Raw genomic sequence first — 25,083 nt, 5'->3', positions numbered from 1 at the left:
CGCGCGGATTTGGCGCGAGGCTTGCGGCGAACCCTGTGTACGTCCCGGTCTGGGACAAGAGGGTTTGAGGAGGATGGGCGTCGCATCATGATGGATCTGATCGATATTCATCTGGGTCGTCGGCTGCGCCGACGCCGCCGGATCCTGGGTCTGACCCAGCAACAGCTCGCCGGAGCTTGCGGCGTGCGTTTCCAGCAGATCCAGAAGTACGAGTGCGCAGCTAACCGCATGTCTGCGGCGCGTTTGTGGCAGCTCGCCGAAGTTCTCGAAGTGCCGGTCTCCTATTTCTACGAAGGCCTCGGCCAGGACTCCAACGCCGACAAAGAGCCGGAGCCGCCGGAGCCGTATCAAGGCAAGGAGACGAAGGATCTTATCCAGGCCTTCTACAGCCTGTCCGAACGGCCGCGTCAACGCCTGCTGGACCTGGCCAAGTCGCTCAACGAGACCGACTCGGACGTTGTAGGTCACGCCTTTCCCTGAAGACCCGACCTTCTCCGACGAACCCGCTTCCAATGACGATCCAGCTGGGGGTAAAGCGGTCGAATGACCGCTTCCGCCCCCAGCTCTCTTTCGTCATCCCAGATCGCTGAACTCGAGGGCTTCCTCCTCGAGCTCAATGCGGCGGCGGCCGGCGCGATCCTGCCGCTGTTCCGCGCCGACCACGGCCTTGTGGACAAGGGCGGAGCGCGGGGCTTCGACCCCGTCACCGAGGCCGACAAGGGCGCCGAGCGCGCCATCCGCGCCCTGATCGCCCAGCGGTATCCCGACCACGGGGTGATCGGCGAGGAATATGGCGAGGACCGGGCGGCCGCCGAGTTCGTCTGGGTGCTGGACCCGGTGGACGGCACCCGCGCCTTCATCGCCGGCCTGCCCGTCTGGACCACCCTGATCGGCCTGCGCCACAACGGGACACCCGTGCTGGGCTCCATCGGCCAGCCATTCCTGGATGAGATCTATATCGGCCATGCGGGCGAGGCGCGGCTACTGCGCCGTGGCGAGAGCCGGCCCTTGAAGGTGCGGGCCTGCCCCGGCCTGGCCGGCGCGCTGATCGCCACCACCGACCCCATCCTCTTCAGGGGCGCCGAGCGCGAGGCCTGGGACCAGGTCCGCGCCGCCGCGCGCCTGGCCCGGCTGGGCTGCGACGCCTACGCCTACGCCATGGTGGCGGCCGGCATGATCGACCTGGTCCTCGAGACCGGCCTGAAGGCCTGGGACATCGACGCGGCGATCCCGGTACTCGCCGGGGCCGGCGGCCGGGTCACCGACTGGCGCGGCGCGCCGGTGGGCGTCCACGGCGGGCGGATCGCCATCGCCGGCGACCGCGCCTGCCTGGACGAGACCCTGGCTCTGCTGGCCGCCGTCGACGGCTAGGCCTTCTTCGGCGCCGGCTTCTTTGCGGCGGCGGGTTTAGCCGCGGGCTTCTTGGCCGCGGGCGCCTTCACCGCCGGAGCCTTGGCCGCCGCCGGCTTCGCCACTGCGGGCTTCTTCACCGCCGCAGGTTTCTTCACCGCCGCGGGCTTGGCGGCGGCAGGCTTCGCAGGCGCCTTGGCGGCCGGGGCCTTCGCCGCGGGCGCCTTGGCCTTGGCCGCGGGCTTCGCAGCCGGCTTGGCCGCCGCCGGAGCTTTCGCCGAGGCTGGCTTTGCGGCGGTTGGCGCCTTGGCGGCGGCGGGCTTGGCCGCCGGCTTCAGAGCAGGCTTCGCCGCTGCTTTCGCCGCAGGTTTGGCGGGAGCCTTGGCCCCGGCCGGTTTGGCGGCGGCCTTCGCGGCTGCGGGCTTGGCCGGAGCCTTGGCGGCCGCGGGCTTCGCAGCCGAGGCCGCGGCGGGCGCCTTAGCGGCCGGTTTCTTCGCCGCCGCCGGTTTCTTGGCGGGCGCCTTAGCCCCCGGCTTGGCGGATGCAGCGGGTTTCGGCGCGGCGGCGGCCGTCACCGGAGCGGCGGCGGGCGCCGGAGCAGGCGACGGCTTGGGCGCGGCGGCGGCCGGAGCTGGCGCGGGGGCCGGTGTGGGCGCCGGCGCTGGCGCGACAGCCGGGGCCGCTTTGGGAGGCTCGGCCGGCGTCGGCGCGGTGCGGCCGAGCAGGGCGTCGAGCGCCCGCATAAAGGGATTACGCATCTCGTCGGTCTCCATCAGGATTTCGTGGTAGGCGCCGGGGACGGTGATGACCTTTCCCTGCGGCAGGTGGCGAGCGGCGGCGGCCTGGGCCGCGTTGTCGACAAGCTGGTCGTTCTCCGCCGAGACGATCACCACCGGAATGGTGACGTCGCGCAGGACGTCGGGGCGGGCGAGGTAGGCGGTGGCGCGCAGGCCGAAGTCGATCCATCCCCAGGTGGGTCCGCCCAGGGCGAGCTTCGGCTCGGCGGCGATCAGGCTCCAGGCGCGGGCGTAGCGCACCGGGTCGTGGGTCAGGACATTGCCTGCGAAGGTGCTGTCGAAGGGCTTGCCTGGGCCGCCCAGCGAATAGCGTCCGCCCCCGCCCGTGGCGATGTTGATCCCGGTGATCAGGCGCGACAGCGCCAGCGGGAACGGGGTGCGGATCCCCAGCATGGGCGCTGAGAGGATCGCGCCGGCGAAGCGGTCCTCGCCATGCGTCAGCGCCAAGAGCGTGAGGCACCCGCCCATGGAATGCGCCACCGCGATCCAGGGCTTGGGCAGCTGCGCGGCATAGGCGCCGAGCAGGGCCCGGAAGTCGTCGATATAGGCGTTGTAGCCATGGGCGTGACCCTTCAGGGGGTCGGCGAGATCGCGCTGCGACAGCCCCTGGCCGCGCCAGTCGTGGGCCAGGACGACCAAGCCGCGGTCCAGGCAGTCGCCGATGAACTCGTAGTACTTCTCGATGGCCTCGGTGCGCCCGCCGGAGAGCACGATGGAGCCGCGGGCCGGCCGGCCCTTGGCCACGGCCGGCGGAATGAACAGGGCCGCGCGCAACCTCGCCCCGCCAGCGCCGGTGAACCAGGACGCCTCGGCGATCGGCGGAGCCTTGGCCTCGGGCGTCTCGATCAGGGGCGCGGGCTCGGTCATGGCCTGGAGCCTAGGCGGCCTTGGAGAACAAGGACTGAATCTTCGGCTGCAATCGCATGGCGAGCGCCATGTCGGAGAGCCGCAATCGGCCGGTCATCATCGCCCGCGTAGGATCGAGCTCGCCCTTGCCCAGCGCCGCCAGGTCCCGCAGGCCCACGGTGACCACCAGGTCGGCCGGCAGGTCGTCGTTGGTCACCGCCGCGCCGTCGATGTGGATGACGCCCTCGCCCTTCAGGTCGAGCTTGATGGTCGAGCCGAGGCCCGCCCCGGACGCCGCGGCCTCAGCCGCCGCAGCGCGGCGAATCCGGTCGGTCAGCTCCTCCAGCGTCGCCATCGATTCAACGACTCCCAAGCCCCGGCGAGGAGCTTCGCTTCAGACGTGTGCGAAGTAAACCGTCACCCGTTCTGCGAGCCCGGCTTGACGAACTTCAGCGTCATCCGGTCGCTCTCGCCGACGGCGTCGTACTTGGCGCGGTCAAAACCGGGATCCGGCGGCTGTCCGGGGGCGGACGATCGGCGCACTGGCGGCAAGGTCCAGACGCCGAAGGGATGATTATGGTCGTCCTTGGGATTGGCGTTGATCTCGCTGGCCGCGGCCAATTGGAAGCCCGCCTCCTGGCCCAGCTTCACCACATAGGCCTGCGCCACATAGCCAGACTGGGCCAGCACGTCGGGGACCGCGGCCGGGTCGGCGCGGTGCTCCTCGACGCCCAGCACGCCGCCGGGCTTGAGCGCGGCGAAGGCGTCGCGGAAGGCCTTTTCCGCCAGGCCCGCCGCCATCCAGTTGTGCAGGTTGCGCAGGAAAAGGACGAGGTCCGCCGTTCCCGCCGGCGCCACCGGGCCGCTGGTCGCCCCGAAGGCGGTTAGGTTGACCTTGCCGTAGAGGCCGGGACTGGCCGCCAGCTTGTGGCGATAGGCCTCGTCGAGGGTGCGGCCCTCGGCGTCGGGCGCCTGCAGGTCCGCGGCGTAGAACTTGCCGCCGGTGGCCGCCAGGTAGGGCGCGACGATGTCGGTATACCAGCCGGCGCCGGGCCAGAACTCAACCACCGTCTGGCCCGGCTTCAGCCCCCAGAACTGAAGCGACTGCAGCGGATGGCGATAGACGTCGCGGGCCTTGTCGGCCGGCGCGCGCCAGCTTCCGGCAACTGCGGCCTCGAGGGTCTTTGGCGGCGCCGCGCCCTTCGGCCGGCCGGGCGCGCAGGCGGCGAGCGCGCCCGCCGCCGCCAGGCCGGACAGCACCGCGCCGCGCCTGGAAATGAAGATGTCCGACATCCGACCTCGCCGTCGCCCCCCAGCGAAAGCTTCGCCGAAGACCTAGCCCGGCAGGCTCCGTGGGTCAAAGGAGCTGGCGCCGCAAGGTCTTGAACGCCGCAAACCCGCGCCTAACTCATGGCCCGAAGGCGCTGGATGTCCGGGCCTTCCGGGGTGTCATGCGAGGCCTGATCGGCTCGCGGCCGATGCTCCGAACCGACCTTGCTTTTGAAGAAGGATCAAGACCGCATGCGTACGATCGATTTCTCCCCCCTTTACCGCTCCGTCGTGGGCTTCGACCGTCTGGCCGACCTGCTGGACAACGCCGCGGCCGACAGCGCCGCCGGCGGCTATCCGCCCTACAACATCGAGCGCACTGACGAGAACGCCTACCGCGTCGAGATCGCCGTGGCCGGCTTTCGTCCGGAAGAACTCTCCATCGAAGTGAAGGAAAACCTCCTCACCGTGACCGGCCGCAAGGCCGCCAACGATGAGCCGCGCCGCTTCCTGCACCGCGGCCTCGCCGAGCGGAACTTCGAGCGCAAGTTCCAGCTCGCCGACTATGTGATCGTCACCGAGGCGAACCTCGCCGACGGCCTGCTGTCCATCGCGCTGAAGCGCGAACTGCCGGAGGCGCTGAAGCCCCGCCGCGTCGAGATCAGCCTCGGCCAGCCCGCGCTGATCGACGCCGAAAAGGCGGCTTAACCGAAGCTGCTCCCCGGAAGGGGAGCACGGCATAGCGAGAAGGCGGCGCGGGCGACTGCGCCGCCTTTTTCGTGGGCGCTAGAGGGTGTCGTCCAGGCCGCGGGCGCCATGGCGCACGACGCCGGTGAAGTTGGCCTGGCGCAGGAGCGCGCCGTTGAAGTTTGCGCGGCTGAGGTCGGCGTCGATGAAGATCGCCTGGCGCACGTCGGCGCCGGAGAGGTCGGCGCCCTTGAGCTCGGCGTGGCGCAGGTCGCAGGCCAGCACCCGGTCGGCGCCCAGCAAGAGGGGGCCCATCTGGGCCTCGCGCAGGTCGGAACCGGAGAGCTTGGCGCCGGCGAGCTTCGCGCCCCGCAGGTCCGCGCGTCGCAGGTTGCAGTTGCGCAGATCCGTGCCCTCCAGATGCGCGCCCTGCAGCTGCACGCCTTCCATATCGAGGCCGTAGAACACCGCCCCCTTGGCCGAGAGGGCTGTCAGGTTGTAGCCGCGGATGGTCTCCAGCGCGCGCAGGTCGGCGTTGTCGAACACCGAGGGCGCGCCGTGCAGGCCGCCGGTCTCGCACCAGCGGGCGTGGTCTTGGATCATGGTCTTGTAGGGCAGGCTGGAGGCGGCGATCCCCGCCGGCTTGTCGGTGAGCGCCCCCGTCAGGTTGGCGTTGGAGACGTTCCACTGCAGGGTCTTGGCGCCCACCAGGACCGCGTCGCGCAGGTCCGCGCCGGCCAGGTCCGCGCCCGAGAGATCGGCGCCGGAGAGGTTCGCGCCCTTCATGGTCGCCTGCTTCAGGTTGGCGCGCACCAGGCGGGCTTCCTTGAGGATGGCGTCGGTGAAGTCGGCCTTCACGGCGATGACGCCGGAGAGCTTGGAGCGTTCGAGGTTGGCGCCGACGAGCTTCGCGCCCTGGGCGTCACCGACCCGGGCCGAGCCGCCGGCCTCGATGCGGCGGAAGCCCACCTTGGGGTCGGCCGCGGCCAGCACGCCCTCGCGCAGGTCGGCCTCGAACATGTCGGCGCCGGTCAGGTCGGCGTTGCGCAGGCAGGCGCCGCGCAGGTCGGCCCGGCGCAGGGAGGCGGCGCGCATGTCGGCGTCCTGCAGGTCGGCGCCGAACATGATCGCGTGGTCGAGCCGCGCGCCCTGCAGCTTGCAGCCGGCCAGCACCGCGCCGGAGAAGTCTGCGTCGCAGAGGTTGCGCCCGGTCAGGTCCAGCCCCGAGAGGTCCGCCCAGGCGAAGACGGCCCGCGCGCCGCCCGGTTTCGAGCTCCACAGCCGGTCGTGCCGCGCACAGATCTGGTCGGCCTCGGCCTGGGTGATCCGGCGGGTGATGTGGTTGGCTTCGGACATGGTTTCCCGGAGGGCGGGCAGGATGGTTACCCGAATCCTAGACCCCGGTGATTAACGGCCCATTTCCAGGGGCTTGGGCGTCAGGCCTTTGGTTTATAGGCGCCGTAAAGCTGAGCGGCCTCCTGGGCGGCCACACCAAGCTCGACCGTGACGCCGGCGGCGCGCAGGCGTTCGGTCCCGCGACCGGCGGCCAGGACCGAGGCGTCCTTGCAGGCGACGACCACCCGCGCCACGCCGGCCCGCGCCAAGAGTTCGCTGCACGAGGCCGCTCCGGAGGAGCGTTCAGCGCAGGGCTCCAGGGTCACGTAGGCGGTGGCGCCCTTGGCCGCGGCGCCGGCCTGGTCCAGCGCGACCTCCTCGGCGTGCGGACGGCCGCCGACGCCGGTGGCGCCCTCGCCGACCGCGACGCCGTCCGCCACGATCACGCAGCCCACCGAGGGGTTATCGCCGGTCCGGCCGAGATGGACCTGCGCCAGGGCGATGGCGCGGCGCATCCATGCCTGGTCGCCGGGTTCGGCCATCGCCGGCCTAGAGCGCCGGCAGCGGCTGGGCGCGCGCCTCGTCGAGGTAACGGGCGCTGGTCGGCTTCAGCGCCTCGTCGAGCTCGATCAGCAGGGGGTTGCCGGTGGGGATCTCGACGCCGACGATGGCCTCGCCGGAGACATCGAAGAGCAGCTTGACGATGGCGCGCAGGGAGTTGCCGTGCGCGGCGACCAGCAGGGTCTCACCGGCCTTCAGGCAGGGCACGATGTTCGACGCCCAGTAGGGCTGCACCCGCTCCAGGGTGGTGGCCAGGCTCTCGGTATCGGGCAGGTGGGCGCCGTGATAGCGGCGGTCCCGGCTGAAGTCGTATTCGCCGCCGGGCGCCAGCGGCGGCGGCGGGATGTCGTACGAGCGGCGCCAGATCCTGACCTGCGCCTCGCCGTGCTCCGCGGCGGTCTCGGTCTTGTTGAGCCCGGTCAGGCCGCCGTAGTGGCGCTCGTTCAGCCGCCAGTGCTTCACCTCTGGCACGAAGGCCTGCTTCGCCGCCGCCAGCGCCAGCCAGGACGTCCGGATCGCCCGGGTCAGCACCGAGGTGAAGCAGCGGTCGATGGCGATGCCGGCCTGTGCGATCAGTTCGCCGCCCTTCTTCGCCTGGGCCTCGCCTTCCGGCGTCAGGTCGACATCCACCCAGCCGGTGAAGCGGTCCTCGAGGTTCCACTGGCTCTGGCCGTGGCGCAGCAGGATCAGGGTCGGCAAGGCGGGAGACTCCTTGAGAATGGCGGGCTGGCGCTTTCTAGACCTTGGGTCCCGCGACGCAACGCCTTGGTCCGGCCACCGCGTTGCGGCTATAGACCAATGCCATGTTGGATCGTTTCTACCTGCCGGCGCTCGTCCTGCTGGCCGCCGCGGCCATCGCCCTCGCCAACGACTGGCCGCAGGGCTGGGGCGACCGCTCGCACAAGCCCTTTGGCCACACGCCGATCCAGCGGACGCCGGAGATGCAGGCGGCCATGGCGCGCGAGGCCGCCGCCAACCAGCGGCGCATCAACCAGCAGCGCGGCGCCATGCGCGACATGCAGGTCCAGGCGCTTGGCCCAGGCCAGTGATCCGGCGCGGCGCGATCCGGCGGTGACCGGCTTCGACGCCATCGCCGTCGGCCGCCGGGTGCTGGCCGCCGAAGCCGAGGGGCTGCAGCAACTGGCCGCCGCCCTCGACGAAGCCTTCGTCCAGGCCGTGGAGACCCTGTTCGCCGCGAAGGGCCGGATCGTCGCCACCGGCATCGGCAAGTCCGGCCACATCGCCCGCAAGATCGCCGCCACCCTCGCCTCCACCGGCTCGGTGGCCATGTTCGTCCACGCCACCGAGGCCAGCCACGGCGACCTCGGCATGATCGGCGCCGACGATGTGATCCTGGCGCTTTCCAAGACCGGCGAGACCCGCGAGCTGGCCGACGTTATCGCCTACGCCAAGCGCTTCGCCATCCCGCTGATCGCCATCACCGCCCAGCCGCAGAGCGCGCTGGGCCGCGCCGCCGACATTGTGCTGGCCATCCCCGACGCCCCCGAGGCCGCCGACGAGCTGAATGCGCCGACCACCTCCACCACCCTGCAGCTGGCCCTGGGCGATGCGCTCGCCGTGGCGTTGCTGGAGCGGCGGGGGTTCAAGCCGCAGGACTTCCGGGTCTTCCATCCCGGCGGCAAACTCGGCGCAATGCTGCGCACGGTCGGCGATCTGATGCACGGTTTCGGCGAATTGCCACTGGTCGGCGCCGAGACGCCGATGCACGAAGCCCTGCTGGTGATGACCGAAAAGCGTTGGGGGATTGTCGGCGTGACCGGTCCGGACGGCGGCCTGACCGGGGCGATCACCGATGGCGACCTGCGCCGCCACATCACCGGCCTGATGGACCATACCGCCGGCGAGGTGATGACGCCGGGGCCGAAGAAGACCGTGCCGCCCGGCATGCTGGCCTCGGAGGCCCTGGCCCTGATGAGCGACCCGCCGCCCGCGGTCACCGTCCTCTTCGTGGTCGAAGACGCGCGGCCGGTGGGCATACTGCACATCCACGACCTGTTGCGCGCCGGGGTGATGTAGAGCCAAAACCCGGCGCGCGCCGTACAGGGAAGACAGACGTACACAAAGGCGAAGGATACGGGCGCTAAGCCTGTCGCCCGTCCGACGCCCCGCATTCCTTCGGAGCCCAAATGCTGCCAGCCCCCCGCGCCGACCTTGTCGCCAATACCTTCGACTTCGAGAACCAGCCGCTGGTGAAGGCCACGGGCTTCCGCGAATACGACGCGCGCTGGCTGTTCGGGCCGGAGATCAACCTGTTGGGCGTCCAGGCGCTGGGCCTGGGCCTCGGCACCTATATCCACGAACTGGGCCAGAAGCGGATCGTGGTCGGCCACGACTTCCGCTCCTATTCGCTCAGCATCAAGCAGGCGCTAACCATCGGCCTGGTGGCCGCCGGATGCGAGGTGATCGACATCGGCCTGGCGACGTCGCCCATGGCCTATTTCGCCCAGTTCGACCTCGACGCCCCCTGCGTGGCCATGGTCACCGCCAGCCACAACGAGAACGGCTGGACCGGCGTGAAGATGGGCGCGCAACGCCCGCTGACCTTCGGCCCCGACGAGATGGGCCGGCTGAAGGAGATCGTGCTCTCCGGGACCTGGAAGCAGCGGCCGGAGGGCAGCCTGGCGCATGTGGGCGAGGTGGCCGAGCGCTACATCGCCGACGCCGCCAGCCGCGCCAGCCTGACGCGCAAGCTGCGGGTGGTCTGCGCCTGCGGCAACGGCACGGCCGGCGCCTTCGCGCCTGAAGCCCTGCGCCGCATGGGCGTGGCCGAGGTCATCGAGATGGACTGCGAGCTCGACTGGACCTTCCCGAAGTACAATCCGAACCCGGAAGACCACGTCATGCTGCACGCCATGGCCGAGCAGGTGCGCGCCCACGGCGCGGACCTGGCGCTGGGCTTCGACGGCGACGGCGACCGCTGCGGCGTGGTGGACGACGAGGGCGAGGAGATCTTCGCCGACAAGATCGGCCTGATGCTGGCCCGCGACCTGTCCGGCCTGCACAAGAACGCGACCTTCGTGGTCGACGTGAAGTCCACCGGCCTGTTCGCCACCGACGAGGTGCTGAAGGCCAATGGCGCCAAGACCGTCTATTGGAAGACCGGCCACTCCTACATCAAGCGCAAGACCGCCGAGCTGGGCGCGCTGGCGGGCTTCGAGAAGTCCGGCCACTTCTTCTTCAATCCGCCGATCGGGCGCGGCTATGACGACGGCATCGTGGCCGCCGCCGCCGTGCTTTCCATGCTGGACCGCAACCCCGGCCAGAAGCTCTCCGACCTGAAGAAGGGCCTGCCGGTGGCCTGGACCTCGCTGACCATGAGCCCGCACGTGGCCGACGAGGTGAAGTACGGCCTGGTCGACGACGTGGTCGCCGAATACACCGCCCTGCGCGACGCTGGCGGGACCATCCTGGGGCGCAAGATCGCCGACCTGATCACCGTCAACGGCGTCCGCGTGGCGCTGGAGGACGGCTCCTGGGTCCTGGTGCGCGCCTCCTCCAACAAGCCGGAGATCGTGGTGGTGGTGGAGAGCACCCGCAGCGAGGACGACATGCGCGCCCTGTTCCGCGAAGAGGTGAAGCCCAGGCTGGCGAAACGCCCGCAGGTGGGCGCCTACAACCAGGAGATTTGATCGCCGCCCCGGCTGCGGCCGGCGGCCGGCAGGTGTATCCTTCTGGGGCCTAGCCAAGGTTCGCCAAACTCAAAGATTAGGGGACGAGGCGATGCACGACCTCAACACCTATCCGATCGCCGACCTGCGGATCCGCGTGGAGGTGCAGGACCGGCTCTTCAAGGCCCACGGCCGAGCCCCCTGCGACATCGCCGTCAGCGTCGAAGCCGGCGCGGTGCGGCTGGAAGGCCGGGTGTTCTCCGAAAGCGAGGCCGTCGAGGCCCTGGAGACCGCCGCCGGCGTCGACGGCGTCACCTGCGTGCGCCACGCCATGCGCATCGAGGGCTGACGGCCGCTCGGAGGGCGGCGCGAAAAAAGCCCGCCGCGGCTGGCGCCGGGCGGGCTTCTTCGGTCAACCTTGAGCCGGCGTTCAGCCTTCGCCGATCTCCACCGGGATGAAGGTGTGCACGCCGCCACGGGCGACGAACAGCAGCACCGACTTCTTGCCGGACTTCTTGGCGTCGGCCACGGCGGCCTTCAGGTCGGCGGGCGTGTTGGTCGCCCGGTCACCGACCCGCAGGATCAGGTCGCCGCGCTTCAGGCCCTTCTGGGCCGCGTCCGAGCCGCCGTCGACGCCGGCCACCCGCACGCCGCCGCCCTGCTGCAGATCGGGAGCGATCTGCAGGCCGAGCGCGCCCAGGGTGCGCCCGTCGGCTTCCGCATCCCCGCCGCCGGGGCCCGCGCCGCGGCCGTTGAGGGCGATCGCCTCTTCCGAGGGGCGCAGACCCGAGCGGACGGCGATATCGCGCACCTGGCCGTCGCGGCGCACCTCCAGGTGGATGGTGTCGCCGGCTTTGGCCATGCCCACGGCGCGGGTCAGGTCCGAGGCGCTGGCGATCGGCTGGCCGTTGACCTTCAGGATCATGTCGCCGGGCTTGAGGCCGGCCATGGCCGACGGGCCGTCCGGCGTGACCTCGGCCACCAAGGCGCCCTTGTCTTTGACGCCCAGGCTCTCGGCGATGTCGGAGGTGACGTCCTGCACCGAGGCGCCTATGAAGCCGCGGGAGACCTTGCCCGTGGAGATCAGCTGCTTGGAGACCTGGGCCACCACGTCGGCGGGGATGTCGAAGCCGATGCCCACCGACCCGCCCGTGGGCGAGAAGATCATGGTGTTGACGCCCACCACCCGGCCGGACAGGTCGAAGGTCGGCCCACCGGAGTTGCCGCGGTTGATCGGCGCGTCGATCTGCATGTAGTCGACGTAGCTGGACTCCGAGAGGTTCTTGCGGCCCAGGGCCGAGACGATGCCGGCCGTGGCCGTGCCGCCCAGGTTGAAGGGGTTGCCGACCGCCACCACCCAGTCGCCGACCCGCGGCTTGGCGCGGTCCTCGAAGCTGACGAAGGGCAGGTTCGTCCCCTCGACCTTCAACACCGCCAGGTCCGTGGCCGGATCGCGGCCGACGATGCGGGCCTTGAAGGTTCGGTCGTCGGAGGTGTGGACGGTGATCTTGTCGGCGTTCTCGACCACGTGGTTGTTGGTCACCAGGTAGCCGTCGGCGGCGATGAAGAAGCCGGAGCCGGCCGCGCGCATAGGCTGGGCCGGGGCCTGGCCGCCGCTCGGGCCCTGCTGGAAGAAGCGCCGCAGTTCCGGCGGCAGGCCTTGCGGGGCGTCGTCGTCGTCGCCGTCGCCGCCACCCAGGCCCTCGACGATCCGGTGCGGGCCAGCCTTGCCCTCGACCTCGATGGAGACCACCGCCGGCGCCACGCGCTGGACGATGTCGGCGAAGGAGGCGGGCGCCGCGCCGGTCACCGGGGCGACGGGCTGGGCGTTCACCGCCCCGCCAGGGCCGGCGGCGGCGTGGACAGCGTAGCCGCCGGCGGCCGACAGGCTGAGCGCGGCCGCGGCCACGCCGAATTTCAGGAACGATCTGTTCGTTTGCATCTCGTGGGTTGACCTTTTCCGAGGCCCCGACGGGCCTCACAACACCCCTTTTACGCCCTACTGGGCGCGGATCGATGACCGACGTTGGACGAGGGGGTGTCAGACTCCCGGCAAGATTGCGGCATAGCTTGCCCCTCCGGCAGGGGCGAAGCGCCCGGCGCGGACAAAATTCACCTTTGCGGCCTAGGACGGCTAGCGGATCGCGCGCGCCCATGCTGAAAGCGCCCGCGAGCGGACCGAGGGACCTCTTCCATGCATGTGGCGATGATCGGGACGGGCTATGTGGGCCTCGTCAGCGGCGCCTGTTTCGCCGACTTCGGGCACACGGTGACCTGCATCGACAAGGACGCCGGCAAGATCGAGCGCCTGCAGGCCGGCGGCATCCCGATCTATGAGCCCGGCCTGGACGTGCTGGTGGCCCAGAACGTCAAGGCCGGCCGCCTGTTCTTTTCCACCGACGCCACCGAGGCGGTGCGCGGGGCGGACGCGGTGTTCATCGGCGTGGGCACGCCGTCGCGGCGCGGCGACGGCTATGCGGACCTCTCCTACGTCTACGCCGCCGCCGAGGAGATCGCCGGCCTGATCGACGGCTTCACCGTGGTGGTCACCAAGTCCACCGTGCCGGTGGGCACCGGCGACGAGATCGAGGCCATCCTGCGCCGGGTGCGTCCCGACGCCGAATACGCGGTGGTCTCCAACCCGGAGTTCCTGCGCGAGGGCGCGGCCATCGAGGACTTCAAGCGGCCCGACCGGGTGGTGGTGGGGACCGAGGACCCGCGCGCCCAGGCGGTGATGCGCGAGCTCTACCGGCCGCTCTACCTCAACGAGACGCCGATCCTGTTCACCAGCCGGCGCACCAGCGAGCTGATCAAGTACGCCGCCAACGCCTTCCTGGCGTTGAAGATCACCTACATCAACGAGATGGCCGACCTCTGCGAAGCCGTCGGCGCCGACGTGCAGCAGGTGGCCCGCGGCATCGGCCTGGATGGGCGAATCGGCGGCAAGTTCCTGAACGCCGGCCCCGGCTACGGCGGCTCCTGCTTCCCGAAGGACACCATCGCGCTCGTCCGCACGGCCCGCGACGCCGGCGCGCCGGTGGAGCTGGTCGAGACCACGGTGAAGGTCAACGACGAGCGCAAGCGGGCCATGGCGCGCAAGGTCATCAAGGCCATGGGCGGCGAGCCGAAGGGCAAGACCGTCGGCATCCTGGGCCTGACCTTCAAGCCCAACACCGACGACATGCGCGACGCGCCCTCGCTGGCGATCATCCCGGCCCTGCAGGACCGGGGCGCCAAGGTGCAGGCCTTCGACCCCGAGGGCGGCCACGAGGCGCGCCAGCTGCTGCACGATGTGGATTTCAAGGACGACCCCTACGACGTCGCCATGGGCGCCGACGTGCTGGTGATCGTCACGGAATGGGATCAGTTCCGGGCGCTCGACCTCGACCGGATCAAGCTCCTGATGAATGCGCCGGTGCTGGTGGACCTGCGCAACATCTACAAACCCGCCGACATGCGGGCGATGGGCTTCGCCTATGCGAGCGTGGGCCGCGCGACGGTCTGACGGGCGTCGACGGGTTAGCCCTATAACCCCGGGGCGCCCCAGCTCAGCATGGCCTGGCCGATCCAGACGGCTCCGGCCCAGAAGGCGACGGCGAGCAGAGCGACGAAGGCGAGGCAGGCCACGGAGCTGACGCCCCGTCCCATCCCGCGCGACGCACCCCCGATAGCGAGGTGTCGTGCCATGTTTTCTCCCAAGCTCTTCTTTCACGTCACACCGGTCGAGCGGCGCAACATGGACAATTTGTCATAAAGCTTACGGCTTGGGTAGGGTTCTGTGAGGATCGGTTAACGGGGCCGTTAGGCCGGGACGGCGGCCTTCTTCACGGCGCCGGCGATGTCCTTCACCACCTGGCTCACCAGCTTCTCGTCGTCGCCCTCGGCCATGATGCGGATGAGCGGCTCGGTGCCCGAGGCGCGCACCAGGATGCGGCCGGAGCCGTTCAGGCGCTGTTCGGCGCTGGCCATGGCCGCCTTGACCTCGTCGCTCTCCAGCGGCTTTCCGCCGGCGAAGCGGACGTTCTCCAGCTTCTGCGGCACGGGCTCGAACTGGCGGGCCAGTGCGCTCATCGGGGCGTCGCCCTCCTTCAGCACCGCCAGCACCTGCAGGGCGGCCAGCAGGCCGTCGCCGGTGGTGGAGAAGTCCGACAGGATGATGTGGCCGGACTGCTCGCCGCCCAGGTTGAAGCCGCCCTCGCGCATCCGCATCATCACCGAGCGGTCGCCCACCGGCGTGCGCTCCAGGTTGAGTTTGCGCTCCTTCAGGAACCGCTCGAGGCCGAGGTTGGACATCACTGTCGCCACCACCCCGCCGCCGCGCAGCTTGCCGCGCTTGGCCCAGTCGGCGGCGATCAGGGCCATGATCTGGTCGCCGTCGACGACCTGGCCCTTCTCGTCGCAGATAACCAGCCGGTCGGCGTCGCCGTCGAGCGCGATGCCTATGTCGGCGCGGTAGTCCTTCACCGCCTTCTGCATGGCCGCCGGCGCGGTTGAGCCGACCTCGTCGTTGATGTTGAAGCCGTCGGGGGCGACGCCGATGCGGATCACCTCGGCGCCCAGTTCGTAGAGCGCCTCGGGGGCGACCTTGTAGGAGGCGCCGTTGGCGCAATCGATGACGATGCGCATACCAGACAGGCTGAGGCGGCGCGGGAAGGTCGCCTTGGCGATCTCCACGTAGCGCGCCTGGCAGTCGTCGATACGCTGCACCCGGCCCAGCGCCGTGGGCGCGGCGAGGTTCTCCTGCAGCCCCTGCTCCATCAGGGCCTCGATCTCGATCTCCTGTTCGTCGGAGAGCTTGAAGCCGTCGGCGCCGAACAGCTTGATGCCGTTGTCGGAGAAGGCGTTGTGCGAGGCCGAGATCATCACGCCCAGGTCGGCGCGCAGCGAGCGGGTCATCATGGCCACGCCCGGGGTCGGCAGCGGGCCGAACAGGCGCACGTCCATGCCGACACTGGCGAAGCCCGCCACCAGGGCCGCCTCGATCATGTAGCCGGAAAGCCGGGTGTCCTTGCCGATCACCACCAGATGCCGGCGGTCGTCCTTGGACATGAACAGCTTGCCCGCCGCCATGCCGACCCGCAGGGCGACCTCGGCGGTCATCGGAAAGCGGTTGGCCTGGCCGCGAATGCCGTCAGTGCCGAAGTAGGCGCGTTTGCTCATCGAATTCCCGCGAAACGATCCGAAACCCAGATTTAGTCGACGTGCGCATGGCGGATGGTAAAGCCGCACCCGCGCGGTCCAACCTGCGACGCACTACCACAAAAGGACGCCTTACCCCATGTGCGGCATCATCGGCATCGTCGGGCGACGTTCCGTACAGGAACGACTGATCGACAGCCTCAAGCGCCTGGAATACCGCGGCTACGACTCCGCCGGGATCGCGGGCGTGGTCGACGGACACGTCGAGCGCCGCCGGGCCGCCGGCAAGATCAAGGCGCTGGAGGAGGTGCTGGCCGCCGATCCGCTGAACGCCACCGTCGGCATCGGCCACACCCGCTGGGCCACCCACGGCGGCCCCACCACCAAGAACGCCCACCCGCAGCAGTCGGGCCGCGTCACCCTGGTGCACAACGGCATCATCGAGAACTACGCCGAGCTGAAGGAGGCCCTGAAGGCCAGGGGCGTGAGGTTCGAGAGCGACACCGACACCGAGGTGATCGCCGCCCTGATCGATTCGGAGCTGTCGTCGGGCAAGACGCCGCTCGACGCCCTGAAGGCGGCGCTGGACCAACTGCACGGCGCCTACGCCATCGGCGTGCTGATCGACGGCGAGGACGCCCTGATCATGGGCGCGCGCAAGGGCAGCCCGCTGGTGGTGGGCTATGGCGACGGCGAGATGTTCTTAGGCTCCGATGCGCTGGCGGTCGGGCCCTTCACCAACCGCATCGCCTACCTCGACGAGGGCGACTACGTGGCCATCGACCACGACAAGGCGAGGATCTTCGACGCCCGTGGCCAGGCCGTGACCCGCGAGGTGCGCACCGTCGCCGCGTCGGCCGCCCTGGTGGAAAAGGGCAACTACCGGCACTTCATGGAGAAGGAAATCCACGACCAGCCGGAGGGCTGCCAACGGACCATCGCGGCCTATGTGGACACGCTCACCGACCGCACCGCCATGCCCGGCGGCATCGATTTCGCAGCCCTGGAGCGCATCCAGATCGTCGCCTGCGGCACGTCCTATATCGCGGGCCTCTTGGGCAAGTACCTGATCGAACAGCTCGCCGACCTGCCGGTGGACGTCGAGATCGCCTCGGAGTTCCGCTACCGCGAGCCGGCGCTCCGGCCCGGCGCGCTGGCCATCGCCATGTCGCAGTCGGGCGAGACCGCCGACACGCTGGCGGCCCTGCGCTATTGCCAGGCCAAGGGGCTGCAGATCGCCGCCGTGGTCAACGCCCAGGAATCCACCATGGCCCGCGAGGCCGAGGTGGTCTGGCCGATCCACTGCGGACCGGAGATCGGGGTCGCCTCCACCAAGGCCTTCACCGCCCAGATCAGCGTGCTGACGGCGCTGGCCGTGGCCGCGGCCCGGGCGCGCGGAAAGATCGATGAGGCCGAAGAACAGCGGCTGGTGCGCGTGCTGCTGGGCGCGCCTCGGCTGATCGCCGAGTCGATCAACCTGGAAGACGCGGTGAAGGCCATCGCCCAGGAGATCGCCAAGGCCCGCGACGTCCTGTTCCTGGGCCGGGGGCCGATGTACCCGCTGGCGCTCGAAGGCGCGCTGAAGCTGAAGGAGATCAGCTACATCCACGCCGAGGGCTACGCCGCCGGCGAGCTGAAGCACGGGCCGATCGCCCTCGTCGACGAGCAGACGCCCATCGTCATCCTGGCGCCATTCGACAGCTATTTCGAGAAGTCGGCCTCGAACATGAGCGAGGTCATGGCGCGCGGCGGCCAGGTCGTGTTCATCACCGACCCCGAGGGCGAGCGGCATGCGCCGAAGGGCGCGCGGGTGGTGGTGACCGCGCCGAAGAGCGATCCGCTGATCGCGCCCCTGGTGATGGCCGCGCCGATCCAGCTCCTGGCCTACTATGTCGCCGTCCAGAAGGGCGCCGACGTCGACCAGCCACGCAACCTCGCCAAGTCGGTGACGGTGGAATAGGGCCGCGGACGACGCCCAAAAAAGCGAGCCCCCAAACGACAACGGCCGCCCCGTGAGGGGCGGCCGCGCCTAGTCCAGACCCAGAGGGTCGTAAACTTACTTCTTGGTCGTGGTCGTGGTCGACGTCATCGCGCCGGTGGCCGGCGGCGTGGCGGCCGGAGCAGCGCCGGCGGCCGGAGCGGCCGAAGCGTCAGCAGCCGGAGCAGCGGCCGGAGCGGTCGCCGAGGCGTCGGCGGCCGGCGGGGTCGCCGCGGCGGCCGGAGCCGCGGCCGAGTCGGTCGCGGTGGTCGTGGTGGTGGTGGCCGCGTCGTCAGCCTTCTTTTGGCAGGCGGACAGGCTCAGGGCCAGGGCCGCGGTGGCAGCGACCGTAGTGATGATACGCAGTTTCATGGATTGCTCCCCTGGAGGACTATCCCCCGACAAAGGACGACTCATACACGGCTTCGTGAATTCCCGAAATCGTGATCGTGCGCCCGCCGTGCTTTTTCGTCGCACTCGCGGTGGATTTCAAGCCCTACCTCATCTAGTCCGACCTGCGCGTCGGCGGGAGCCTCCGCGCCGGCCCGGCGTTCCTGCGCCGGGGTCGGCGGAGGCTGGTCGGGACGGCCATGGGCGAAGGGGCTGAAGGACGATGAACAAGCGCGTGCGCAAGGCGGTGCTGCCGGTGGCGGGGCTCGGGACCCGGGTGCTGCCCGGGGCCAAGACCACGCCCAAGAACCTCCTGAACGTCGTCGACCGGCCGATCCTGTCCTATGTGGTCGAGGAGGCCCGCGCCGCCGGCATCGAGCATATCGTCTTCATCGTCGGGCGCGGCCAGGGCGCCATCGAGGACTATTTCGACTCCTCGCCGGAGATCGAGGCCGCCCTGGAGGCCAAGGGCAAGACCGACATCCTGGCCGACGTGCGCCGCGACCTGCCGCAGCCCGGCCAGATGAGCTTCATCCGCCAGATGGCCCCGCTGGGCCTCGGCCACGCCGTCTGGTGCGCCCGCGACGTGATCGGCGACGAGCCCTTCGCGGTGATGTTGCCCGACATGCTGATGGCCGCCGCCCCCGCCGCCCTGGCCCAGGCGGTCGCCGCCTATGAGCAGGTCGGCGGCAATATCGTGGTGGTGGAGCCCGCGCCGCAAGGCGAGACGAACAAGTATGGCATCGTGGCGCTCGATGGGCGCGAGGGCCGGCTGAACCGCATGACCGGCATGGTGGAGAAGCCGCCGCTCGGGACCGAGCCCTCGAACCTGTTCATCTCGGGCCGCTACATCCTGCAGCCGGAGATCTTCCAGATCCTGGAGACCCAGCCGCGCGGCGCGGGCGGCGAGATCCAGCTCACCGACGGCATGTTCAACCTGATGAAGGCCCAGGATTTCCACGCCCTGGAGTACGAGGGGATCACCTACGACTGCGGCGACAAGATCGGGCTGCTGCGCGCCAACGTGGCCTTCGCCCTCGCCCGGCCCGACCTCGCCGACGACGCCCGAGCGGCGATCCGGGCCCTGCTCTAGCCGCCGTCCGCGGACCGACCTTCACCCGACTGTCGCAAAGGGCGCCTAGCCCAAGGGCTGCGGTCGGCTGACACAGATTCGATTGGCGGACCGGCGTTCCCTGCGCTAGCCCTTGGACGCGGGGGAATTCGAACGGAGCGGCCATGCGCGTTCTGATCCTCGGCGGCGACGGCTTCTGCGGCTGGCCCACCACGCTGCACCTCTCCGCGCGCGGCCACGACGTGGCTATCGTCGACAATGGCTCGCGCCGGCGCATCGACCGCGAGCTGGGCGCGGGTTCGCTGACCCCCATCGAGACCCTGGAAGCCCGGGTCGCCGCCTGGCGCGAGGTCTCCGGCCGCCAGATCGCGGTTCACGACCTGACCGTCGGCCGCGACTTCGAGGCCCTGCTGGCGCTGCTGGAGACCTGGCGGCCGGACGCCGTCGTCCATTTCGCCGAACAGCGCGCCGCGCCCTATTCCATGAAGTCGGCGGCGCACAAACGCTACACCGTCTCCGGCAACGTCGGGGCGACCCACGACATCCTGGCGGCCATCGTCGAGAGCGGCCTCGACATCCACCTGGCGCACCTGGGCACCATGGGCGTCTACGGCTATGGCGCGGCGGGCGCGGCGATCCCGGAGGGCTATCTCACCGTCAAGGTCGAGACGTCGGACGGCTGGGCCTCGCGCGAAATCCTGTATCCGGCGAGCCCGGGCTCGATCTACCACCTGACCAAGACCCAGGACGCGCTCGCCTTCCAGTTCTACGCGCGCAACGACCGTGTACGGATCACCGACCTGCACCAGGGCATCGTCTGGGGCGCGCAGACCGCCGAGACCCGGTTGGACCCCCGGCTGATCAACCGTTTCGACTACGACGGCGACTACGGCACCGTCCTGAACCGCTTCCTGATGCAGGCCGCCGTCGGTTATCCTCTGAGCGTGCACGGCTCCGGCGGCCAGACCCGGGCCTTCATCAATATCCAGGACACCGTGCGCTGCGTCGAACTCGCGCTGGAGAACCCGCCGCAGCGTGGCGAGCGGGTGAAGGTGATGAACCAGATGACCGAGTGCTGGCGGGTGCGCGACCTGGCCGCGATGGTCGCCCGCCTGACTGGCGCGGAGATCGCCCACCTGCCCAACCCGCGCCAGGAAGCCGACGAGAACGAGCTGGAGGTGGAGAACCGCCGCCTGCTGGCGCTGGGCCTCGACCCGATCACCCTGGAGGACGGCCTGTTGCTGGAGATCGCCGAGATCGCCCGGCGCTACGCGCACCGCGCGGACCTCACGAAGATCCCGTGCGTCTCCTGCTGGAACGCCGAGCGCGCGGCGGCCACGGCCCAGGCGCCGCTCGGCCCGGCCGGCGGCGCCCTGCAGGCCGCGGAGTAGCGGTTGCGGCTGTTCGTCTTCGGCCTGGGCTACGTCGGCCGAGCCTTCGCTAGGCGGTTGCAGGCGAAGGGCTGGGCGGTGGCCGCCAGCGCCCGAAGGCCCGAGGACGCCGAACGGTTGCGCGCGGCCGGCGTCGAGCCTGTGGCCCTCACCGACTCCCACGCCCTGACCGCGGCGCTGAAGGACACCCAGGCGATCCTGGTCACCGCCGCGCCGGACGCCGAGGGCTGTCCGGGCCTGCGCGCCCTGGTCCCGGCCCTGGCCCGCGCCGGCGCCTTCCCCGACTGGATCGGCTATCTCTCGACCACCGGCGTCTATGGCGACCGCCGCGGCGGCTGGGTCACCGAGCAGAGCCGGCTGGCCGCCCAGTCGCTGGAGGGCGCGCGCCGCGTCGGCGCCGAGCGCGACTGGCTTGAGGTCGGCCACGGCATGGGGCTGACCGTGACGGTGTTCCGCCTGCCCGGCCTCTACGGCCCCGGCCGCTCGGCGCTCGACCGCCTGCGCGCCGGCGAGGCCCGGCGCATCGCCAGCCCCGGCCAGGTGTTCTCGCGCCTCCACGTAGACGACGCGGCCGCGGGTTTGGAAGCCTCCGTCGCCCGGCCGAGGGCGGGCGGGATCTACAACCTCTGCGACGACGAGCCCTGCCCGAGCGGCGAGGTCATCGCCTATGCGGCGGGGCTGCTGGGCCTGCCGATCCCGCCGGAGGTCCCGCTCGCCGAGGCCAATCTTTCGCCTCAGGGGATGCGCTTCTACGCGGAGAGCAAGCGCGTCTCCAACGCCCGCGCCAAGGCCGAACTCGGCTGGCGCCCGGCCTATCCGAGTTACCGCGAAGGCCTGACCGCGATCCTGGCGGGGGAGCATTCACCCATCCAACCGTCATCCTCCGGTCAGCCCTAGGCTGATCCGGGGGACCCAAGCTGAAGTGCACGAGATGGCGAGGCCGCTTGGGTCCCCCGGATCGCCTCTTCGGGCGACCGGAGGATGACGAGATTTTGAGGGCTAGAACTCTTCCACCATCGCGACCAACCGCGCGATGTCCTGTGGCCGGGACAGGCGGTGGTCGCCGTCCTTGATCAGGCTGAAGACCACGTCCTCGCCCTTGATCTGCTGAGCGAGTTCCAGCGCGTGGCGCCAGGGCACGTCGGGGTCGGCGCCGCCCTGCAGGATGCGCACCGGGACCTCGATCGGCACGGGCTGCGAGCCCAGGATCGACCAGCGCGCGCCGTCCTCCAGCAGGGTCCGGGTGATCGGATAGGGCTCGCCGTAGAGCGAGGGGCGCAGCCAGACGCCGTCGCGGGCCAGGGCCTCGTGGCCCTCCGGCGGGATCTCCGGCGCCATCAGCTTTTCGGTGAAGTCGGGCGCCGGCGCGATCAGGGCCAGCGCCTTCACCTGCCGCGGCCGCGCCATGGCGACCAGGCAGGCGATCCAGCCGCCCATGGAGGAACCCACCAGCACCGCCGCCCCCTCGGTCAGCGCGTCCAGCACCGCCAGGGCGTCCTCCCGCCAGCGGGTGATGGTCCCCTTGGCCTGGAAGTCGCCGCTCGATGCGCCGTGACCCAGGTAGTCGAAGCGGACGTAAGAACGGCCCGACGCCGCCGCCCAGTCGGCCAGAGCCTCGGCCTTCGTCCCCGTCATGTCGGAGCGGAAACCGCCCAGCCAGACCACCGCCGGGCCGCGGCCCTCCACCTTGCGCCAGGCCAGGTGTTCGCCGTCGCCGCGGTCGAGTTTTCCGGTCTGTTCGCTCATCCTCCGACGGATAGCGCGGGCCGCCCTTTACGCAATGGCGTTTCGGCGTAGAGAGGCGTCGTGGCCCTACCCGCTGATTTCACCCTGTTGCAGGTCGTCCCCGAGCTGGAGACCGGCGGCGCCGAGCAGACGACGCTGGACGTGGCGCGCGCGGTGATCGCGGCCGGCGGGCGGGCGCTCGTGGCCACCCGCGGCGGACGGATGACCGCGCGGCTGGAGTCCGACGGCGCGCGCCTGGCCCAGATGCCGGTGCAGTCGAAGAACCCGCTGGTCATGCTGGGCAACGCCGCGCGGCTGGTGGACCTGATCCGCAGCGAGGACGTCAGCCTGGTCCACGCCCGCAGCCGCGCCCCGGCCTTCGCCGCGCTCTGGGCCGCGCGCACCACGCGCACACCCTTCGTCGCCACCTATCACGGGGTCTACAAGGCCCAGAGCGCGCTGAAGCGTTGGTACAACGCCGTGATGACCCGCGGCGACCTGGTGATCGCCAACTCCGACTACACCCGCGACCACGTCCTGGCCGAGCACGAGGTCGATCCGGCCAAGGTGGTGTCGATCCCGCGCGGCATCGACCTCGACCGCTTCAACCCCGCCTGGGTGACCGCCGACCGGGTCGAGGCCCTGCGCCAGGCCTGGGGCATAGCCGAAGGCGACCGGCGCACCCGCTTCCTGCTGGCCGGGCGGCTGACGCGGATCAAGGGCCACCTGACGGTGATCGAGTCGGCCAAGCAGATGAAGGCCCAGGGCCGCGCCGATTTCCTGATGCTGTTCGCCGGCGACGATCAGGGCCGCACGGAGTACAGCGCCGAGCTGGCGGCGGCGATCGCCGCGGCGGGTCTCGGCGAGCAGGTCCGCATCGTCGGCCACTGCGACGATATGCCGGCCGCCTACCTGCTGGCCGATGCCGCCATCCTGCCCACCACCGTGCCCGAAAGCTTCGGCCGCGCCGCCGTCGAGCCGCAGGCCATGGGCCGCCCGGTGATCGCTTCCAACCACGGCGGCACCACCGAGACGGTGTCCGAGGGCCTGACCGGCTGGCTGGTCCCGCCGGCCGCGCCCGCGGCCTGGGCGCAGGCCATGCTGCGGGCCATGGACCTAGGTCCCGGCAAGCGCGGCGAGATGGGCCTGGCCGGCATGAACCGCACCCGTCAGCTCTACCGGGTCGACGTCATGTGCGCCGCGACGCTGGCCGCCTACGAGCGCGTGTTGGCCGCCCGGGCCGCGGCGGCCGCGGAGCGCGCCTGATGCCGCGCGCCATCGAGAAGATCCTGGTGATCAAGCTCTCGGCGCTGGGTGACTTCGTCCTGGCGCTGGCGGCGATGAAAAAGATCCGCCAGGCGCACCCCAAGGCGCACATCACCCTTCTGACCACCCCGCCGTTCGAGGCCCTGGCCAAGGCCTCGCCCTATTTCAATGCCGTCGACACCGACGGGCGGCCCGAGGGCTTCGCCCAGTGGATGGCGCTGCGCCGCCGTCTGCGCGCGGCCGGCTATTCGCGGGTCTACGACCTGCAGACCTCCAGCCATTCAGGGCGCATCTTCCAGGTGCTCCGGCCGCATCCGCCGGCCTGGTCGGGGATCGCCTTCGGCTGTTCGCTGCCGCACAAGAACGCGCTCCGCAACCAGATGCACACCCTGGAGCGCCAGGCCGATCAGCTGATGTACGCCGGGATCTGGCCGGACGCCCCGACCGAAGCCGGGACCGCCCCGCCGCCGGACCTTTCCTGGGTGCTGAAGGACGCCGCCAGCGGCCGGCCGCTGCCTGGGGGCACGACCGGCAAGCCCTACGCCCTGTTCGTGCCCGGCGGCTCGGCGCACCGCCCGGAGAAACGCTGGCCGGTGGAGAAGTACGGCGAGCTAGCCCGCATCCTCTATGCCCGCGGCCTCGACATCGTGGTGATCGGCGGCCCGCAGGAGACGGCGCTCGCCCAGCAGATCCAGCGCCAGGCGCCGCGCACCCGCGACCTGACCGGGCGCACCGACTTCGGCTCCGTCGCCATCCTGGGCGCCCGCGCGGCGCTGGCGGTCGGCAACGACACCGGACCCCTGCACCTAGCCGCCGCCGCCGGCGCGCCGACCGTGGTCCTGTTCTCCAGCGCCTCGGACCCGGCGCTCTCGGCGCCGCGCGGTAAGGTGGCCGTGTTGCAAGCGGATCAGTTGGCCGATCTGGCTGTGGCGAAAGTGGCGCAGGCGGCGTCTTCGGTGCTGCCGTCAACGACCGGCGCGGCTTGATAGCGCCAGGGCGCTAAATCATATACTCTTCGGAGCTACGGAACGCGTTCGCGCGCGCCGGCGCTTCGCTTGAACCGTTCTCAAACCGACCGATCTCTGAAACAACCACAGGAGCCTCGCCTATTCGCCGCCCCATGAACACGCCGCCTGTCAAGGACGGCCTCCGCATCAACGAAGACATTCGGGTCCCTAAGGTCCTGCTGATCGACCAGACCGGCGAAAAGCAGGGGGTGATGCCGATCTCCGCCGCGCTGGAAGCCGCCGAGGAGGCAGGCCTCGATCTGGTGGAGATCGTCCCCAATGCGGATCCGCCGGTCTGCAAAATCCTGGACTACGGCAAGTTCAAGTTCCAGGAGCAGAAGAAGAAGAACGAGGCGCGCAAGCGGCAAAAGGTGCAGGAGATCAAGGAGATCAAGCTGCGCCCGAACATCGACACCCACGACTACGATGTGAAGGCCCGCTCCATGCACCGCTTCTTCGAAGAGGGCGACAAGGTGAAAGTGACCCTGCGCTTCCGGGGCCGCGAGCTGGCTCACCCGGAACTGGGCATGAAGCTCCTGCAGCAGGTGAAGGTCGACTTCGAGCCGGTGGCCAAGGTCGAGTACGAGCCGCGCATGGAGGGCCGCCAGATGATCATGATCCTGGCGCCGAGATAGAAGAAT

Annotated in this window: 26 protein-coding genes; 15 read left to right on the top strand and 11 right to left on the bottom strand. The window is 70.3% G+C overall.

Annotated elements, in window-relative coordinates; translation table 11 throughout:
• Positions 1–87 precede the first annotated feature (87 nt).
• Together E8A49_RS01135 and hisN are read left to right on the top strand one after the other, a co-directional pair.
• Complete coding sequence (locus tag E8A49_RS01135; RefSeq protein WP_293375473.1) at positions 88–480, top strand: helix-turn-helix domain-containing protein; 393 nt, start codon at positions 88–90, stop codon at positions 478–480.
• A gap of 63 nt (positions 481–543) precedes the next feature.
• Positions 544–1,371 carry a histidinol-phosphatase gene (gene hisN, locus E8A49_RS01130; RefSeq protein WP_293375471.1) on the top strand — a complete coding sequence of 276 codons (828 nt, stop codon included), beginning with the start codon at positions 544–546 and terminating at the stop codon, positions 1,369–1,371.
• Here the strand turns inward: hisN and E8A49_RS01125 are convergent.
• The 3 genes from E8A49_RS01125 to E8A49_RS01115 form a co-directional block, all read right to left on the bottom strand.
• Positions 1,368–3,014: an alpha/beta hydrolase gene (locus tag E8A49_RS01125; protein WP_293375469.1), complete on the bottom strand. Its 1,647-nt coding sequence runs from the start codon at positions 3,012–3,014 to the stop codon at positions 1,368–1,370. The two genes, hisN and E8A49_RS01125, sit on opposite strands and share 4 nt — an antisense overlap.
• Positions 3,015–3,024: 10 nt before the next feature.
• Complete coding sequence (locus E8A49_RS01120; RefSeq protein ID WP_293375467.1) at positions 3,025–3,348, bottom strand: SCP2 sterol-binding domain-containing protein; 324 nt, start codon at positions 3,346–3,348, stop codon at positions 3,025–3,027.
• A gap of 62 nt (positions 3,349–3,410) precedes the next feature.
• Positions 3,411–4,286, bottom strand: coding sequence for a methyltransferase (locus E8A49_RS01115; RefSeq protein ID WP_293375465.1), 876 nt, complete (start codon positions 4,284–4,286; stop codon positions 3,411–3,413).
• 228 nt (positions 4,287–4,514) lie between these two features.
• Between E8A49_RS01115 and E8A49_RS01110 the strand changes: the two genes are divergently transcribed.
• Positions 4,515–4,970, top strand: coding sequence for an Hsp20 family protein (locus E8A49_RS01110; RefSeq protein ID WP_293375463.1), 456 nt, complete (start codon positions 4,515–4,517; stop codon positions 4,968–4,970).
• A gap of 78 nt (positions 4,971–5,048) precedes the next feature.
• Here the strand turns inward: E8A49_RS01110 and E8A49_RS01105 are convergent, their stop codons facing one another.
• From E8A49_RS01105 to gpmA, 3 genes are all read right to left on the bottom strand, one after another.
• Positions 5,049–6,305, bottom strand: a complete 1,257-nt coding sequence (locus E8A49_RS01105) for a pentapeptide repeat-containing protein (RefSeq protein ID WP_293375461.1) — start codon at positions 6,303–6,305, stop codon at positions 5,049–5,051.
• 80 nt (positions 6,306–6,385) lie between these two features.
• Complete coding sequence (locus E8A49_RS01100) at positions 6,386–6,826, bottom strand: bifunctional diaminohydroxyphosphoribosylaminopyrimidine deaminase/5-amino-6-(5-phosphoribosylamino)uracil reductase RibD (protein WP_293375459.1); 441 nt, start codon at positions 6,824–6,826, stop codon at positions 6,386–6,388.
• 7 nt (positions 6,827–6,833) lie between these two features.
• Positions 6,834–7,544, bottom strand: a complete 711-nt coding sequence (gene gpmA / locus E8A49_RS01095) for a 2,3-diphosphoglycerate-dependent phosphoglycerate mutase (protein WP_293375457.1) — start codon at positions 7,542–7,544, stop codon at positions 6,834–6,836.
• A 104-nt stretch (positions 7,545–7,648) separates the two neighbouring features.
• On the opposite strand from gpmA, the gene E8A49_RS01090 reads away from it, so the two are divergent.
• The 4 genes from E8A49_RS01090 to E8A49_RS01075 all read left to right on the top strand — a co-directional run bounded on the left by E8A49_RS01090 (position 7,649) and on the right by E8A49_RS01075 (position 10,823).
• Positions 7,649–7,894 carry a hypothetical protein gene (locus E8A49_RS01090; RefSeq protein ID WP_293375455.1) on the top strand — a complete coding sequence of 82 codons (246 nt, stop codon included), beginning with the start codon at positions 7,649–7,651 and terminating at the stop codon, positions 7,892–7,894.
• A 22-nt stretch (positions 7,895–7,916) separates the two neighbouring features.
• Positions 7,917–8,882, top strand: a complete 966-nt coding sequence (locus tag E8A49_RS01085; RefSeq protein ID WP_293375789.1) for a KpsF/GutQ family sugar-phosphate isomerase — start codon at positions 7,917–7,919, stop codon at positions 8,880–8,882.
• Between the two features lie 110 nt (positions 8,883–8,992).
• Positions 8,993–10,495 (top strand): phosphomannomutase/phosphoglucomutase, encoded by a 1,503-nt coding sequence (locus E8A49_RS01080; RefSeq protein ID WP_293375453.1) that lies wholly within the window; start codon positions 8,993–8,995, stop codon positions 10,493–10,495.
• 91 nt (positions 10,496–10,586) lie between these two features.
• Complete coding sequence (locus tag E8A49_RS01075; RefSeq protein ID WP_293375451.1) at positions 10,587–10,823, top strand: BON domain-containing protein; 237 nt, start codon at positions 10,587–10,589, stop codon at positions 10,821–10,823.
• Positions 10,824–10,904: 81 nt separating this feature from the next.
• On the opposite strand, the gene E8A49_RS01070 is transcribed toward E8A49_RS01075, so the two are convergent.
• Positions 10,905–12,416 carry a Do family serine endopeptidase gene (locus E8A49_RS01070; RefSeq protein WP_293375449.1) on the bottom strand — a complete coding sequence of 504 codons (1,512 nt, stop codon included), beginning with the start codon at positions 12,414–12,416 and terminating at the stop codon, positions 10,905–10,907.
• A 252-nt stretch (positions 12,417–12,668) separates the two neighbouring features.
• Here E8A49_RS01070 and E8A49_RS01065 point away from each other — a divergent pair, with 252 nt between their 5' ends.
• On the top strand, positions 12,669–13,979 hold the full coding sequence (locus E8A49_RS01065; protein WP_293375447.1) for a UDP-glucose/GDP-mannose dehydrogenase family protein: 1,311 nt from the start codon (positions 12,669–12,671) through the stop codon (positions 13,977–13,979).
• Positions 13,980–13,999: 20 nt separating this feature from the next.
• On the opposite strand, the gene E8A49_RS01060 is transcribed toward E8A49_RS01065, so the two are convergent.
• Complete coding sequence (locus E8A49_RS01060) at positions 14,000–14,161, bottom strand: hypothetical protein (RefSeq protein ID WP_293375445.1); 162 nt, start codon at positions 14,159–14,161, stop codon at positions 14,000–14,002.
• Positions 14,162–14,275: 114 nt separating this feature from the next.
• On the bottom strand, positions 14,276–15,634 hold the full coding sequence (gene glmM / locus E8A49_RS01055) for a phosphoglucosamine mutase (protein WP_293375443.1): 1,359 nt from the start codon (positions 15,632–15,634) through the stop codon (positions 14,276–14,278).
• A gap of 118 nt (positions 15,635–15,752) precedes the next feature.
• Between glmM and glmS the strand changes: the two genes are divergently transcribed.
• The gene (glmS, locus tag E8A49_RS01050; protein WP_293375441.1) at positions 15,753–17,573 is read left to right on the top strand and encodes a glutamine--fructose-6-phosphate transaminase (isomerizing); all 1,821 of its coding nucleotides are present in this window, start codon (positions 15,753–15,755) and stop codon (positions 17,571–17,573) included.
• A gap of 96 nt (positions 17,574–17,669) precedes the next feature.
• On the opposite strand, the gene E8A49_RS01045 is transcribed toward glmS, so the two are convergent.
• Positions 17,670–17,963 carry a hypothetical protein gene (locus E8A49_RS01045; RefSeq protein ID WP_293375438.1) on the bottom strand — a complete coding sequence of 98 codons (294 nt, stop codon included), beginning with the start codon at positions 17,961–17,963 and terminating at the stop codon, positions 17,670–17,672.
• Positions 17,964–18,204: 241 nt separating this feature from the next.
• Between E8A49_RS01045 and E8A49_RS01040 the strand changes: the two genes are divergently transcribed.
• From E8A49_RS01040 to E8A49_RS01030, 3 genes are all read left to right on the top strand, one after another.
• Positions 18,205–19,074, top strand: a complete 870-nt coding sequence (locus E8A49_RS01040) for a UTP--glucose-1-phosphate uridylyltransferase (protein ID WP_293375436.1) — start codon at positions 18,205–18,207, stop codon at positions 19,072–19,074.
• Positions 19,075–19,217: 143 nt separating this feature from the next.
• Positions 19,218–20,444 (top strand): NAD-dependent epimerase/dehydratase family protein, encoded by a 1,227-nt coding sequence (locus tag E8A49_RS01035; RefSeq protein WP_293375434.1) that lies wholly within the window; start codon positions 19,218–19,220, stop codon positions 20,442–20,444.
• 3 nt (positions 20,445–20,447) lie between these two features.
• Positions 20,448–21,341 carry an SDR family oxidoreductase gene (locus E8A49_RS01030; protein ID WP_293375432.1) on the top strand — a complete coding sequence of 298 codons (894 nt, stop codon included), beginning with the start codon at positions 20,448–20,450 and terminating at the stop codon, positions 21,339–21,341.
• A 102-nt stretch (positions 21,342–21,443) separates the two neighbouring features.
• On the opposite strand, the gene E8A49_RS01025 is transcribed toward E8A49_RS01030, so the two are convergent.
• The gene (locus E8A49_RS01025; protein WP_293375430.1) at positions 21,444–22,190 is read right to left on the bottom strand and encodes an alpha/beta hydrolase; all 747 of its coding nucleotides are present in this window, start codon (positions 22,188–22,190) and stop codon (positions 21,444–21,446) included.
• A 60-nt stretch (positions 22,191–22,250) separates the two neighbouring features.
• Between E8A49_RS01025 and E8A49_RS01020 the strand changes: the two genes are divergently transcribed.
• From E8A49_RS01020 to infC, 3 genes are all read left to right on the top strand, one after another.
• Entirely contained in the window at positions 22,251–23,435 is a 1,185-nt protein-coding gene (locus E8A49_RS01020; protein ID WP_293375428.1) for a glycosyltransferase family 4 protein, read from the top strand.
• The gene (locus E8A49_RS01015) at positions 23,435–24,421 is read left to right on the top strand and encodes a glycosyltransferase family 9 protein (protein WP_293375426.1); all 987 of its coding nucleotides are present in this window, start codon (positions 23,435–23,437) and stop codon (positions 24,419–24,421) included. The genes E8A49_RS01020 and E8A49_RS01015 overlap by 1 nt, the downstream gene beginning before the upstream one ends.
• Before the next feature lie 134 nt (positions 24,422–24,555).
• On the top strand, positions 24,556–25,077 hold the full coding sequence (infC, locus tag E8A49_RS01010; protein ID WP_293375424.1) for a translation initiation factor IF-3: 522 nt from the start codon (positions 24,556–24,558) through the stop codon (positions 25,075–25,077).
• Positions 25,078–25,083: the final 6 nt, after the last annotated feature.

It is taken from the genome of Phenylobacterium sp., assembly GCF_004799515.1.
In the GTDB taxonomy this organism is placed as follows: domain Bacteria; phylum Pseudomonadota; class Alphaproteobacteria; order Caulobacterales; family Caulobacteraceae; genus Phenylobacterium.
The sequence above is the reverse complement of the archived record's forward strand: the minus strand, read 5'-3'. Positions and strand labels throughout refer to the sequence as shown.

What these genes read in the sequence shown, in the direction of transcription:
- E8A49_RS01135 (WP_293375473.1), top strand. Translation starts at nt 88, where the DNA reads ATGATGGATCTGATCGATATTCATCTGGGTCGTCGGCTGCGCCGACGC.
- hisN (WP_293375471.1), top strand. Translation starts at nt 544, where the DNA reads ATGACCGCTTCCGCCCCCAGCTCTCTTTCGTCATCCCAGATCGCTGAA.
- E8A49_RS01125 (WP_293375469.1), bottom strand. Translation starts at nt 3,014, where the DNA reads ATGACCGAGCCCGCGCCCCTGATCGAGACGCCCGAGGCCAAGGCTCCG.
- E8A49_RS01120 (WP_293375467.1), bottom strand. Translation starts at nt 3,348, where the DNA reads ATGGCGACGCTGGAGGAGCTGACCGACCGGATTCGCCGCGCTGCGGCG.
- E8A49_RS01115 (WP_293375465.1), bottom strand. Translation starts at nt 4,286, where the DNA reads ATGTCGGACATCTTCATTTCCAGGCGCGGCGCGGTGCTGTCCGGCCTG.
- E8A49_RS01110 (WP_293375463.1), top strand. Translation starts at nt 4,515, where the DNA reads ATGCGTACGATCGATTTCTCCCCCCTTTACCGCTCCGTCGTGGGCTTC.
- E8A49_RS01105 (WP_293375461.1), bottom strand. Translation starts at nt 6,305, where the DNA reads ATGTCCGAAGCCAACCACATCACCCGCCGGATCACCCAGGCCGAGGCC.
- E8A49_RS01100 (WP_293375459.1), bottom strand. Translation starts at nt 6,826, where the DNA reads ATGGCCGAACCCGGCGACCAGGCATGGATGCGCCGCGCCATCGCCCTG.
- E8A49_RS01090 (WP_293375455.1), top strand. Translation starts at nt 7,649, where the DNA reads ATGTTGGATCGTTTCTACCTGCCGGCGCTCGTCCTGCTGGCCGCCGCG.
- E8A49_RS01080 (WP_293375453.1), top strand. Translation starts at nt 8,993, where the DNA reads ATGCTGCCAGCCCCCCGCGCCGACCTTGTCGCCAATACCTTCGACTTC.
- E8A49_RS01075 (WP_293375451.1), top strand. Translation starts at nt 10,587, where the DNA reads ATGCACGACCTCAACACCTATCCGATCGCCGACCTGCGGATCCGCGTG.
- E8A49_RS01070 (WP_293375449.1), bottom strand. Translation starts at nt 12,416, where the DNA reads ATGCAAACGAACAGATCGTTCCTGAAATTCGGCGTGGCCGCGGCCGCG.
- E8A49_RS01065 (WP_293375447.1), top strand. Translation starts at nt 12,669, where the DNA reads ATGCATGTGGCGATGATCGGGACGGGCTATGTGGGCCTCGTCAGCGGC.
- E8A49_RS01060 (WP_293375445.1), bottom strand. Translation starts at nt 14,161, where the DNA reads ATGGCACGACACCTCGCTATCGGGGGTGCGTCGCGCGGGATGGGACGG.
- glmM (WP_293375443.1), bottom strand. Translation starts at nt 15,634, where the DNA reads ATGAGCAAACGCGCCTACTTCGGCACTGACGGCATTCGCGGCCAGGCC.
- glmS (WP_293375441.1), top strand. Translation starts at nt 15,753, where the DNA reads ATGTGCGGCATCATCGGCATCGTCGGGCGACGTTCCGTACAGGAACGA.
- E8A49_RS01045 (WP_293375438.1), bottom strand. Translation starts at nt 17,963, where the DNA reads ATGAAACTGCGTATCATCACTACGGTCGCTGCCACCGCGGCCCTGGCC.
- E8A49_RS01040 (WP_293375436.1), top strand. Translation starts at nt 18,205, where the DNA reads ATGAACAAGCGCGTGCGCAAGGCGGTGCTGCCGGTGGCGGGGCTCGGG.
- E8A49_RS01035 (WP_293375434.1), top strand. Translation starts at nt 19,218, where the DNA reads ATGCGCGTTCTGATCCTCGGCGGCGACGGCTTCTGCGGCTGGCCCACC.
- E8A49_RS01025 (WP_293375430.1), bottom strand. Translation starts at nt 22,190, where the DNA reads ATGAGCGAACAGACCGGAAAACTCGACCGCGGCGACGGCGAACACCTG.
- E8A49_RS01015 (WP_293375426.1), top strand. Translation starts at nt 23,435, where the DNA reads ATGCCGCGCGCCATCGAGAAGATCCTGGTGATCAAGCTCTCGGCGCTG.
- infC (WP_293375424.1), top strand. Translation starts at nt 24,556, where the DNA reads ATGAACACGCCGCCTGTCAAGGACGGCCTCCGCATCAACGAAGACATT.